The organism is Tsuneonella sp. HG094 (assembly GCF_053819285.1).
Genome location: NZ_JBSORA010000001.1, coordinates 1,446,107 through 1,458,090, shown reverse-complemented (window position 1 = coordinate 1,458,090; position 11,984 = coordinate 1,446,107). Strand labels below are relative to the sequence as shown.

The 11,984-nt window shown below is 67.3% G+C and carries 13 protein-coding genes; 4 read left to right on the top strand and 9 right to left on the bottom strand.

Features of this window, described 5'->3' with window-relative positions; all coding sequences use genetic code 11:
• The 7 genes from maiA to tsaD all read right to left on the bottom strand — a co-directional run bounded on the left by maiA (position 1) and on the right by tsaD (position 6,440).
• The gene (maiA, locus tag ACWPMX_RS07245) at positions 1-648 is read right to left on the bottom strand and encodes a maleylacetoacetate isomerase (RefSeq protein WP_455699363.1); all 648 of its coding nucleotides are present in this window, start codon (positions 646-648) and stop codon (positions 1-3) included.
• Positions 649-693: 45 nt separating this feature from the next.
• Complete coding sequence (locus tag ACWPMX_RS07240; RefSeq protein ID WP_455699362.1) at positions 694-1,866, bottom strand: acyl-CoA dehydrogenase; 1,173 nt, start codon at positions 1,864-1,866, stop codon at positions 694-696.
• 47 nt (positions 1,867-1,913) lie between these two features.
• Positions 1,914-2,273 carry a response regulator gene (locus tag ACWPMX_RS07235; protein ID WP_455699361.1) on the bottom strand — a complete coding sequence of 120 codons (360 nt, stop codon included), beginning with the start codon at positions 2,271-2,273 and terminating at the stop codon, positions 1,914-1,916.
• Positions 2,274-2,339: 66 nt separating this feature from the next.
• The gene (locus tag ACWPMX_RS07230; RefSeq protein ID WP_455699360.1) at positions 2,340-2,879 is read right to left on the bottom strand and encodes a hypothetical protein; all 540 of its coding nucleotides are present in this window, start codon (positions 2,877-2,879) and stop codon (positions 2,340-2,342) included.
• A complete protein-coding gene (locus tag ACWPMX_RS07225) occupies positions 2,876-4,423 on the bottom strand; it encodes a lipopolysaccharide biosynthesis protein (protein ID WP_455699359.1) in 1,548 nt (515 codons plus the stop codon). The genes ACWPMX_RS07230 and ACWPMX_RS07225 overlap by 4 nt, the downstream gene beginning before the upstream one ends.
• The gene (locus ACWPMX_RS07220) at positions 4,420-5,406 is read right to left on the bottom strand and encodes an NAD(P)H-dependent glycerol-3-phosphate dehydrogenase (RefSeq protein ID WP_455699358.1); all 987 of its coding nucleotides are present in this window, start codon (positions 5,404-5,406) and stop codon (positions 4,420-4,422) included. The genes ACWPMX_RS07225 and ACWPMX_RS07220 overlap by 4 nt, the downstream gene beginning before the upstream one ends.
• Positions 5,403-6,440, bottom strand: coding sequence for a tRNA (adenosine(37)-N6)-threonylcarbamoyltransferase complex transferase subunit TsaD (gene tsaD, locus ACWPMX_RS07215; protein ID WP_455699357.1), 1,038 nt, complete (start codon positions 6,438-6,440; stop codon positions 5,403-5,405). The genes ACWPMX_RS07220 and tsaD overlap by 4 nt, the downstream gene beginning before the upstream one ends.
• 45 nt (positions 6,441-6,485) lie before the next feature.
• On the opposite strand from tsaD, the gene hemC reads away from it, so the two are divergent.
• From hemC to ACWPMX_RS07200, 3 genes are read left to right on the top strand one after another with little or no spacing between them, the layout of a single operon-like run.
• The gene (hemC, locus tag ACWPMX_RS07210) at positions 6,486-7,415 is read left to right on the top strand and encodes a hydroxymethylbilane synthase (RefSeq protein ID WP_455699356.1); all 930 of its coding nucleotides are present in this window, start codon (positions 6,486-6,488) and stop codon (positions 7,413-7,415) included.
• On the top strand, positions 7,412-8,089 hold the full coding sequence (locus tag ACWPMX_RS07205; protein ID WP_455699355.1) for a uroporphyrinogen-III synthase: 678 nt from the start codon (positions 7,412-7,414) through the stop codon (positions 8,087-8,089). The genes hemC and ACWPMX_RS07205 overlap by 4 nt, the downstream gene beginning before the upstream one ends.
• Positions 8,090-8,142: 53 nt before the next feature.
• Positions 8,143-9,042, top strand: coding sequence for a hypothetical protein (locus ACWPMX_RS07200; protein ID WP_455699354.1), 900 nt, complete (start codon positions 8,143-8,145; stop codon positions 9,040-9,042).
• A gap of 13 nt (positions 9,043-9,055) precedes the next feature.
• On the opposite strand, the gene rimO is transcribed toward ACWPMX_RS07200, so the two are convergent.
• Positions 9,056-10,471, bottom strand: a complete 1,416-nt coding sequence (gene rimO, locus ACWPMX_RS07195) for a 30S ribosomal protein S12 methylthiotransferase RimO (RefSeq protein WP_455699353.1) — start codon at positions 10,469-10,471, stop codon at positions 9,056-9,058.
• A 71-nt stretch (positions 10,472-10,542) separates the two neighbouring features.
• Between rimO and ACWPMX_RS07190 the strand changes: the two genes are divergently transcribed.
• Complete coding sequence (locus ACWPMX_RS07190) at positions 10,543-10,953, top strand: DUF1761 domain-containing protein (RefSeq protein WP_455699352.1); 411 nt, start codon at positions 10,543-10,545, stop codon at positions 10,951-10,953.
• Here ACWPMX_RS07190 and ACWPMX_RS07185 read toward each other — a convergent pair.
• Positions 10,950-11,981, bottom strand: coding sequence for a potassium channel family protein (locus ACWPMX_RS07185; protein WP_455699351.1), 1,032 nt, complete (start codon positions 11,979-11,981; stop codon positions 10,950-10,952). The two genes, ACWPMX_RS07190 and ACWPMX_RS07185, sit on opposite strands and share 4 nt — an antisense overlap.
• Positions 11,982-11,984 lie beyond the last annotated feature (3 nt).

Below are 11,984 nucleotides of genomic sequence, written 5' to 3'. Positions count from 1 at the left end.
TCATCCGTCCTTGGGGGGAGTATCCGGCTGGTTGTCGGGATGCGCGCGCTGGAAAGCGGGCAGGGCGAGGCAGGCTGCCTCGATGCGGGTGAGGTGCGGGTGCGCGGTCAGGTCGAACGCGAGCTTGCGGGCGTTGTAGAGCTGCGGCAGCAGCACGACCTCGAACAGGCTGGGTCGTCCGTCGATCAGGAAGTCGCCGCTTCCCAGCGCGGCCAGTCTAACCTCGACCGGGTCGAGCGTGCGGCCGAGCCAGTGGCGGTACCACTCGTCGGTTTCCCCCTCGCTGTGACCCAGCTTCTCGCGCAGGTATTTGAGCACCTGCAGGTTGTTGAGCGCGTGGATTTCGGTGGCGATCGCATAGGCGAGTTCGCGCACGGTGTAGCGATCCTCGACGCTCGCGGGCAGCAACGGCGGATCCGGGTAGGCTTCGTCGAGCCAGGCGAGCAGCGCCATTGATTGCGCCCGGTCGCGACCGTCAGCCTCCAGCACCGGCAGTCCGCCGAACGGGTTCTTTGCGAGAAACGCTGGGTCCTTCTGCTCGCCGGTCCGCAGGTTAACCGGGACAATCTCGTAATCGAGGCCCTTGAGATTGAGCGCAATACGCAGCCGATAGCTGGTCGAACTGCGGAAATAGGCGAACAGGCGCATCACCGCATCCTTAGGAGCGGTTGCGGGTGAAACCAACCCCGCGCCTCAGAATGCCGGGATTCCGGTAATCGCGCGGCCTAGGATGAGCGCGTGAACGTCGTGGGTTCCTTCATAGGTGTTCACCGTCTCCAGGTTCACCATGTGGCGGATAACCTGGTATTCGCCGCTGATCCCGTTGCCCCCGTGCATGTCGCGCGACTTGCGGGCGATATCGAGCGCCTTGCCGACGTTGTTGCGCTTCACGATCGAGATCATCTCTGGCGCGAAGTCGTGGTCGTCCATCAGGCGACCGACGCGCAAGCTGGCCTGCAGTCCCAGCGCAATTTCGCTCATCATGTCGGCGAGCTTCAACTGATAGAGCTGCTTCGAAGCGAGCGGGCCGAACTGGTTGCGGTCGAGGCCGTATTGGCGTGCGGCGTGGAAGCAGAACTCGGCTGCGCCCATCGCGCCCCACGAAATGCCGTAGCGCGCGCGGTTGAGACATCCGAAGGGGCCTTTTAGACCCTGGACCTCGGGGAGCAACGCGTCGGCGCCAACTTTGACCTCGTCCATCACGATCATGCCTGTGGTCGATGCGCGCAGCGAGAGCTTGTTGTCGATCTTGGGCGCGGAGAGTCCGGCCATGCCCTTTTCGAGCACGAAACCGCGAATGCCGCCGCCGTGCGCTTCGCTCTTCGCCCAGACCACGAACACGTCGGCAAAGGGGGCGTTGCTGATCCAGGTCTTCGACCCGGAGATCGAATATCCGTCGCCGTCCTTCCTCGCGTAGGTGCGCATCGATCCGGGGTCGGACCCAGCGTCGGGCTCGGTCAGGCCGAAGCAGCCGATGAGATCGCCGCTGGCGAGGCCGGGCAGATACTTTCTGCGCTGTTCCTCAGACCCGTAAGCGAAGATCGGGTACATCACGAGGCTCGACTGCACGCTGGCCATCGAGCGATAGCCGCTATCGACCCGCTCGATCTCCCGCGCGATGAGGCCGTAGGACACGTAGTTTGCGCCTGCGCCGCCGTACTCTTCGGGCACCGTCGCGCCGAGCAGGCCCGCGCGGCCCATCAGCGGGAAGAGCTCAGGCGCGTCGATCTCGTTGGCGAACGCCTCGATCACGCGCGGCTGCAGTTCGGATTGCGCAAACGCGTGCGCCGCGTCGCGGATCATCCGCTCGTCTTCGGACAACTGCGCGTCGAGGTTGAACGGATCCTGCCAGTCGAATGATGTCATGTGCGGCCCAATCGCAGGACCGCGCAGTGCGCGCAAGTGGGCTGCCGTCAGGCGGTTGCAAGCGCCTCGTGCATCTTGGCGATGATCTGGTCGGGCGGGCAAGGCTTGGCCAGCGCCAGCGCATCGGGATAGCGCGCCGTCACATCCCGCGGTGCCACTTCGCCCGAATGAAAAATCACGGGCACATTCGCCGCGATGAGGCGGTCGGCCAATGGGTAAACTTCCCCGTCGTCGAGACGCACGTCGAGGATGGCAAGGTCGGGCTTGTGCTTCTCGAGCGAGTCGATCGCGGACCGCGCGGTGTCGTAAGGCCCGTCCACTACGAAGCCGGCCTCTTGTACCGTGTCGCACAGGTCGACACCGATGATCATTTCATCTTCGGCCACGAGGACAGATTGCAGGGACATGGGCAGGACTCCGTGTTGGGGTGCGGTTCGGCCCGATCTTAACTTTGTTCGCTCGGTTTCGTTCCCTCAATTCGCGCCGAACCGTTGCTCGAAAGCGGCGGAATCGCCCTTGGCGATGAGGGCGGCTTGCTCCACCCAGGCATCCCGCCGGATACGCCCTTCAAAGCGGCCGAGTTGGGGGTCGATCCGGTCGATATCGGCGTCGGTCCACGCGGCGATCTGGTCGAAACGGGTCACCCCGAGTTCGCCCAGAGCGGCGGCGAGTTTTGGTCCGAGACCCTTGATGCGGGTCAGGTCGTCCCCTGTTCCTGCGGCCGACGCGGTGATTTGCGCTTCCTCCACCGCTGCAGCCACCGCCATTCCCACACCGCCAAGCGCCTCGGGCGTTGCAGGTGGCACCGGTACGGCATCCTTCTGCGCGGCCGGGGCAGCGTCGATCAGCGCCTGATTGCGTGCGGCGGCGGCCGCTCCTTCGTCGAGGGTGTCGCGCCGGTCGACCGAAACCCGGGTGCGCCGCGTAGCCATCACGGCCCACCACAGCACCACGAGAGCGACGAGTGCTCCGATGATGACCAACGGCAGGTTGGCGGCGACGAAATCGGTCATGTGCGGGCCTCCTTGGGCGGTGGGGTTTCATCATCTTCGTCGGAATCGTCGGGATGTTCGATCCGGCGCCGGAAAAGAACGCGGTCTTCGGGGCCGAAGCCATAGCGCCAGATGACCGCGCCATAAGCGAGCAGGATCGCCGGAATGCCGAACGCGAGCTCGGCCCACTCGGGCAATTGCACCACCAGCCAGCCGACGAGGATCGCCGGCGCTGCGGCCCAGATCAGGGCCCAGCGCCAGTTGTTGATCGGCTGGCCGAGGATGCGCGAGAGCAGCCGTGCCTTCACGAACGAGGCGGTGCCGAGTGCCACCATCAAAGCAGCGGCAGCGGCAGCGGCCTTGTAGTTCTCCGGCATGTCGAGCCTCGCGATCGCGATCATCGCAGCGATCGTGAGCACCGCCTGGAATCCGATCGTGGCGACCGAGATCATCAGGTTGCGGACCCGCGCGACGTAGATCAGCGCAGCCTCCGAAACGACCGCCGTCGCTGCCACGACCTCCGCCGCGAGAAGGAATGCGAGCGCACCCGTACCGCCGACGAAGTTCGGTCCGACGAGGCCCATCACGCCTTCGCCCGGGATGCCGAGCGCTAGCCCGATCCCCGCCTGCACGGCGACGATCCAGAACCCCACCTGGCACACCTGCCGGGCGATCGCAGCGTAATTCTCGTCCTTGAGATTGCGGGTGATAACCGGCCCCAGGATCGGCTCGAAACTGGTCTTGAGCTTTTGCGGCAGCGAGGCGACCTGCTGCGCGACATAATAGACGCCGACCGCCGAAGGCGCCGCGAACAAGCCTAGGATGAAGATGTCGAGGCGCCGGGTTCCCCATTCGATCGCGTCCGCGGTCGCCAGCGGCAGCGCCCGCATCGTCAGTTTGCCCAGCGCGCGCGGTCTCGGCTTCCATTGGTGAGGCAGCCCGTACGTCTTCCAGAACGGCCACAGCGCCGCGGCGAGGCCTGCGTAGATCGAGGCGAGATAGGCCATCGACAGACCGGATTCGGGAATGACGAAGTAGAACGCCGCTGCGCAGATCGAGAGCGTCCAAGGCAGCACCACCGAGCGAGCGCGCACGGTGGTGCCGATATCGAATTTGTAGGCCTGCGCGGCGAGCACGATCTCGGTCAGCGCATATCCGGGTATTGCCAGAACGATCAGCCGGTCGAGCTGGGTGTACTCGCCGCTCGGGAACATCGGCGCGGGAACGAGCCAGAAGAATGCCGCGGCAGCGAAACTGGCAACGATAGCGACCAGCATTCCGTCGAAGACGAGATTGGCGGGCTCGGTGTCGGGTGCTTCGGTCAGCCGCTGGGCAAGGCCGCGCTTCTCGCCCATCGAGCAGACCATCGCGGTCAATTCCACGACAACCAGCGCCGAGGCGTACCGGCCGAGCGCGGCGGCGCCGTAGAGGCGCCCGGCGATGAACAGGAACGGCATCATGCCTGCGAGGCGGATGAGGAAGCCGAAGAAGTTCGTCCGCCCGCCCTTGGCGAGCGCCGCGATATCTTCCTGCGGAGTTTCGGGCTGCGTCGCCGGAACGCTCACGCGGCGCTCTCGGTGGTGAGGGGGCGGGCCAGCAACTGGGCGACGATTTCGCGCGCTGGGGCTCCCTGTAGCAGGCGATATACCGCCGCGACGATTGGCATCGCGACACCGTGGCGCGCGGCGAGTTCGGTCAAGACCGGGGCAGTATGCGCGCCCTCCGCAACTGTGCGCCGGTCGGCCATCAGCGCGACCGGATCGCCGCCGGCTCCAAGCGCCTTGCCGAGGCTGAAATTGCGGCTGGAGGTCGAGGAACAGGTCAGGACCAGGTCGCCGAGGCCGCACAGGCCCGCCAGCGTATCCCGTTCCGCTCCGAGCGCCTCCCCGAAGCGCAGCATCTCGGCATATCCGCGCGCAATGAGGGCGGCCCGGGCATTCTGGCCGAGCCCGAGGCCATCCACCACACCGCAGGCAATCGCGAGCACGTTCTTGACCGCACCGCCGATCTCCGCCCCGGTCACATCATCGGAGTAGTAGGGGCGGAACGAGGGGCGAGCGATCGCAGGCCACAGCCGCTCCCATTGCACTTCGCCTCCCCCGCAAGCCAGCGTTACTGCGGTCGGCAGTCCGGCCGCCACTTCATGCGCGAACGTTGGACCAGAAAGCACCGCGATGTCGGAGCCGGGCGCGCTCTCGCGTGCCGCGTGGTTCATCAGACGTCCGGTGCCGGCTTCGATGCCTTTCGAGCAAAGGACGAGGTCGCGGGGATGCGACGGCATCGCGCCGAGTACCGCCGCCATGTGCTGCGCCGGTGTGACGACGAGCAGCATGTCGAGAGCGGCCATCTCTCCCAGGTCGCCGGTCGCGCGGATCGTCGCAGCGATGGTGGTGGACGGGAGGAACAGGCTGTTGGTGCGCCGCGCGTTGATCTCCTCGACGAGTTCGCTCTCGCGCGCCCACAGCAGCACGTCACGCCCATCCGAGGCGAGCATCTGCGCGAGCGCGGTGCCCCATGCGCCGGCGCCCAGCACTCCGATCGCGGTCATCCCTTCACTCCTGCTCCGCGTACCGGCTCCGCGGCTGGGTCGAGCGGCCAGCGAGGGCGAGCGGCGACGTCGAGCGGATCGGCTGCAAGCCCGGCAACAAGGCGTTCTTGCCCGGCCCATGCGATCATGGCTGCGTTGTCGGTACATAACGCCGGGGGCGGCGCGGAGAAGCGCAGCGAACGGCGTTCGGCGAGCGTTTCCAGAGCCGCGCGCACCGCGCGGTTCGCCGCGACGCCGCCCGCGACGACCAGGCTATCGACCGGCGCTATCGAATCGAGCGACCGCGACAGGCGATCGATCACGCAGTCGATCGCGGCCTGCTGGAAGCTTGCGGCGATATCGGCCGGTGCGTGCTGGCCGCTCTCGTGCGCACGCAGGACCGCGCTCTTCAGCCCGGCGAAGCTGAAGTGCGGCTCGCTGCTGCCGAACAGCGGGCGGGGGAGGGGCACTGCCTTGGGATCGCCCTCTCGTGCCAGCCGCTCGACCGCGGGGCCGCCGGGGAAGCCGAGGCGCAGGATCTTCGCGGTCTTGTCGAATGCTTCGCCCAGCGCATCGTCGATCGTGGTCGCGAGCCTTCGGTAGCGCCCGACCCCGTCGACACGCAGGACTTGGCAGTGCCCACCCGACACCAACAGCAGGGCATAGGGGAAGGTCAGCGCGGGATCGGCGAGCCGGGGCGAGAGCGCGTGACCTTCGAGGTGGTTGATAGCCATCAGCGGTACGTCTGCGGCCATCGCGAGCGCCTTGGCGCTGACGAGGCCCACCATCACTCCGCCGATCAGCCCCGGTCCTGCGGTCGCGGCGACCGCATCGAGGTCGGACAGCGCGACGCCTCCTTCATCGAGGACGGCGGCGATCATCGGGGCGAGCCGCTCGGCGTGCGCGCGGGCGGCGATTTCGGGAACGACGCCGCCGTAGGGGGCGTGCTCGGCATCTTGGCTGGCGATCTTCTGCGCCACGATCGTGCGATCGTGCGCGACGAGCGCCGCCGCGGTTTCGTCGCAGCTCGATTCAATGCCAAGGACGACGCCCATCGCGCTTTCCCTTAGGCTTTTGCCCGGCTACGGCAAGCGCGCCCGATGCCTGATACCCCCCGCATACGCCTTGGAACCCGACGTTCGCCGCTTGCGATGGCGCAGGCGCACGAGGCGCGAGCGCGGCTCTGCGCGGCGCACGGATGGACCGAAGAGGCGGTCGAACTGGTGCCCGTGCTTGCTTCGGGCGACAAGATTCAGGACCGTCCGCTCGCGGAAATCGGCGGCAAGGCCCTGTGGACCAAGGAGCTCGACGGCTGGCTGGCCGAAGGGCGGATCGACGCGGCGGTGCATTCGCTCAAGGATGTCGAGACCATGCGGCCGGACTTCCTGACGATCGGTGCGGTCCTGCCGCGCGCCGACGTGCGCGACGTACTCCTCGGCGCCGCGAGCATATGCGCGATCCCCGAAGGCTCGCGGGTGGGGACCAGCGCGCCGCGCCGCGCAGCCCAGATGCTCCACCGCCGACCGGACGTGACGATCGTGCCGTTCCGCGGCAATGTCGCCACGCGGATCGCCAAGCTCGCGGCCGGGGAGGCCGATGTAACATTGCTCGCTGCCGCCGGGCTCGAGCGGCTGGGCGAAACCGGCGTCGGGACTCCGCTGGAGGTGGACGACTGGCTGCCCGCCCCGTCGCAAGGCGCGATCGCGATCGAATGCCGGAGCGAAGATGGCGATGTGCGCGGCTGGCTGGCGGCGATCGATCACGGCCCGTCCCGTGCGGCGGTCGAGGGCGAGCGGGCGTTCCTCGCGGGCCTCGGCGGCACCTGTCACTCGCCGATCGCGGTGCTGACGCGCGAGGCCGGCGACACGCTTGCGCTCACGGCCGCGCTCTACAGCGCCGATGGAGCGGAAACCGTCGAAGGCACGGTGACCTTCGCATCTGGAGACCACGCGGCTCCCGCTCGGCTCGCGGCCGATCTACTCGCTCGGGCCACGCCGGGGATTGCAGCTCTTTTCGCAGGCGTCGATTGAGCGGCACCGTCGTCGTCCTGCGTCCCGAGCCGGGCTGCGCGGCGACCGTAACGGCGGCCCGGGGACAGGGGCTCGAAGCTGTCGCGTCTCCGCTTTTCGAGATTCGACCTGTCGCTTGGCTATCGCCCGATCCGTCCCAATTCGATGCGATCGTTGCCGGTAGCGCCAACGCCTTTCGTGGCGGAGGGCATGGTCTAGCCGCACTGACGGGACTGCCGGTCCTCGCGGTCGGCGAGAGTACCGCTACGGCGGCGCGTGCGGCAGGCTTTACGGTTGAGGCTACCGGTCACGGCGGACTCCAGGCCATGCTGGATACGGTCAACGGCCCGACACGGCTTCTGCGTTTGGCGGGCGAGGCGCGGGTTGAGCTTTCCCCGCTCGCCGGAGTGACCATCGAGGAACGTGTCGTCTATCGCACCGAGCCGCTGGCTCTCTCAGGTGCGGCTGCGGCCGCTCTGATGCGCGGAGCGATAGCCCTGGTTCATTCGGGCGAGGCTGCGCGGCGCTTTGCCGAGGAGTGCACCCGGCTAGGTCTTGCGCGCACATCGATTTCAGCGGCGGCCCTCGCACCGCGGATCGCGGACGCGCTGGGGACGGGCTGGCACCGCGTGACAGTTGCTTCGGCGGTGACGGACGGCGCGCTGCTGGCCTTGGCGAAAGACATGTGCCATTGATCGCAGTCGGGGTCGTACATCGCTGTAAAGGCGGGTCGCATTACGGGAAGTGAATGGTCGATAGCATGTCGAGGGCGCAGCCGCGTCCGTCAATCAAACCGGTCTTGTTCGCCGTGCTGGCATCGTTCCTGCTCGGTGCGTCGGCGGTCGGCTATCTCGCCTGGAAGGGCTATTTCGCCAGCGACGTCGACGGCGCGATTATCCTCGGTGATCAGCCCGCTGCGTTCGCCAGCACCGACCCTTCGCCAAGTCCGACGCCCAGCACCAGCCAGACCGCCGCGGCGGTTGCCGCGGTCGAACGGGTCGAGCAGACGCAGGGCGGTCTCGACCAGCGCCTTGCCGCCGCCGAACAGCGCATCGCCCGGCTCGACCTCCAGGCGCAGGCCGCTGCGGGCAATGCCTCGCGCGCCGAAGGCCTGCTGATCGCCTTCGCGACCCGCCGCGCGATCGAGCGCGGGGCAGAACTCGGATACCTTTCCGACCAGCTCCGCCTGCGGTTCGAGGACGCGCAGCCCAATTCGGTCGAGACAGTGATCCAGTTCGCCCGCAATCCGATCACGCTCGATGTTTTGCTCGCGCGGCTCGACGGCCTGGGCGCCAAGCTCACCGCCACAAGCGGGCAGCCGACGATGGCGCGTCTGCAGCACGAACTCTCCAGCCTGTTCGTGATCCGCCGCGAATCGACACCTTCGCCACAGCCTTCGCGACGGCTCGAGCGGGCGCGGATGTTCCTAGAGAGCGGCCGGGTCGACCGCGCGATCGCCGAGGTGGAACAGCTCCCGGGTGTCGAGAACGCCGGTGCCTGGCTGGTCGATGCGCGGCGCTACGAGCGAGCCCAGCGTGCGCTCGACCTGATCGAGACCGCCGCAATACGCGAACCCCGCCGCCTGCGCGACGGCGAAGGGCGGGCGATCGAGCAGCCAAGTCCGGCGGAAACCGGCGCGGTAAGCTGAATTTCAGCGAGCGTCAGCCCGCGATCACACCATAGAGATCGTGGTCATCGGCATCCTCGACGAGGACCTGCGCGAAATCGCCCTGCTTGAGGGTGGCTGGCACGTTGCGCAGGAAAACCTGGCCGTCGATCTCGGGGGCGTCGGCCTGGCTGCGCGCGGTAGCGCCGATGTCACCGTCCTCGTCCGGCTCGCCGACTTCGTCGACGATCACCTGCAGCGTACGGCCGAGCTTGGCGGCGAGCTTTTCGGCGCTGATGCGCGCAGTGATTTCCATCAGCCGGGCATAGCGCTCTTCCTTGACCGCTTCGGGCACCGGATCGGGCAGCGCATTGGCAGCCGCGCCCGCGACGGGTTCGAAGCGGAAGGCGCCGACCCGGTCGAGCTGCGCTTCCTCGAGCCAGTCGAGCAGGTAGCGGAAATCGTCTTCGGTCTCGCCGGGGAAGCCGACGACGAAGCTGGAGCGCACGGTAAGGTCCGGGGCGATCGCACGCCACGACTTCAGGCGCTCGAGAACCTTGGCCTCGTTCGCCGGACGCTTCATCGCGCGCAGGACCGCGGGGCTCGCGTGCTGGAACGGGATGTCGAGATACGGGGTCAACAGCCCCTCGGCCATCAGCGGGATCACCGCGTCGACGTGCGGGTAGGGATAGACGTAGTGCAACCGCACCCACGGCGTGTCGCCTTCCGGGGTGCGCAGTCCGCCGAGCTCGCGCGCCATGTCGGTCATGTGCGCGCGGACGGGATGGCCCTTCCACATCCGCTCTTCGTGCCGGATGTCGACGCCATAGGCGCTGGTATCCTGGCTGATGACCAGCAGTTCCTTCGTCCCCGCCGCGACCAGTTTCTCGGCCTCGCGCAGCACCGCGTCGATCCGCCGACTGGCGAGCTTTCCGCGGAGTTGCGGGATGATGCAGAAGGCGCAGGAGTGATTGCAGCCTTCGGAAATCTTCAGGTAGCTGTAATGGCGCGGCGTCAGCTTCACGTATTCGTCTGCGCTACCGCTTCGCTGTTTGAGCGCGCCGGGCTGGGGAACCAGGTCCACGTACGGCCCCTGGCTCGGCGGCGCGGCCTCGCGCACGGCCTCGACCACCGCTTCGTACTGATGTGCGCCGGTCACCGCGAGCACCTGCGGAAAGCGCGCGCGGATCAGTTCCGCCTCGTCGCCCATGCAGCCGGTCACGATAACGCGGCCGTTCTCGGCGATCGCCTCGCCGATGGCTTCGAGGCTTTCCTCCTTGGCGCTGTCGAGGAAGCCGCAGGTGTTGACGAGCACCACGTCGGCACCGGCATAGTCGGCGCTCATCGCGTAACCGTCGGCGCGCAGCGAGGTGAGGATACGCTCGGAATCGACGAGCGCCTTGGGGCAGCCGAGGCTGACCATCCCGACCTTCTTCTGGTCGGGGATGTCGGTGATGGTTGGCAGGGACATTGCGGGCGCGCCCCTACACCTCATTCGCCCGATGCGCTACACCTCTCGCGTCACAGTGGAGAGGAATGCGCGTGGGACCGGTTAACTGGACTGCCGTTATCCTAGCTGCGCTGGTCTCGGGCGCGCTGTCGTTCGTCTGGTTCGGACCGCTTTTCGGGCGCGCCAAGAAGCGCAAGGTCGCGGGGAACCGGGTCATGGTGAAAGCCCGGCCCGACCGTGTCGCCGTACTGACCCTCGTGCTCCTGTTGCTAACCTCGACAATGCTGGGGCACATGTTTGCGCGGGTCGGGGCGGAGACGCTGGCGGCAAAGCCCTGGCTCTATTTCATGATGAGCGGCGGCCTTGCGACCGCGTTCGTAATTCCTGCGTTGTGGGTCAGTTTCAGCCATATCCGCGTACCTACGCGCGTGGCACTGATCGATGCGGGATACTGGCTCTCCGCGTATCTCGCGATGGGCGCGGTGTTCTTCGCGCTCGGTTAGCCGTTGCTGTTGGTCGGGCGAATTTCCACGATCACGTCTCCATCGGCCAGCGTGCCGACCTCCCAGTAACCCAGCGCCGCGTCGCCGCGGTAGACGCGAAGTCCACGGCCCCCCGTAGCGAGATGATCGATCGAGCGACCGACTTCCTCGGGCAGGACCGGTCGCTCGACCAGCTGGACGCGTCCACCGACGGACGCGAGGTCGGCCATGTAGTCCGCGATGTGCGATCCCTGCGCGCTGCCGGCGAGCAGCAGCCCGGTAAACCGCACCGGGTTGATGACGTTGTCGGCACCGGCCTGGCGGGCGAGCAATTCGTTGTCGACCGCTCGCACGACGACGCTGATCGGCACCTTGGGCGCAAGGTGGCGCACGGTGAGGACGATCAGGATCGAGCTGTCGTCCCGCCCGGCCGAGACGAGCACCGTCTCGGCTTCCGCGATGCGCACCGCGACGAGGTTCTCGTCGCGCGTGGCGTCGGCCTCCATGACGTTGCAGCCCAGCGCCTCTGCCTCGGCCAGCCGCTCGGCGGAGTTGTCCATCACGACGATGCAGGACGGTTCGGTCCCGCGCTCGATCAGTTCGTGCACCGCTTCGGAGCCCGAGATGCCGTAGCCGAGGACGACGATGTGGCCGGTCAGGCGTTCCTGTATGCGACGCATGCGCCACTTCTCCCAGCTTTTGCGAATGACGAAGTCGTAGGCCGCGCCCACGAATATGAATAGCACCGCGATCCGGATCGGCGTGACGATCGCCGCCTCGACCAGGCGTGCCCGGTCCGACACCGGGGCGATGTCGCCGAAGCCGGTCGTCGTGATCGAGATCATCGTGAAGTAGACGACATCGAGGAAAGTGATGTCGTCGTCGTAGTTGTCGACCAGCCCGGCGCGGTCCCACCAGTGGATCATCACGACAAGGAACACGAGCCCGAGCGCGAGGCCGAGCCGGATGAACAGGTCGGCCCAGACCGGCACCCTGACCGCGCGGCGGATCGGCTGGTGGGGCTGGACCCGGATCGGTCGCTTGGCCATGCG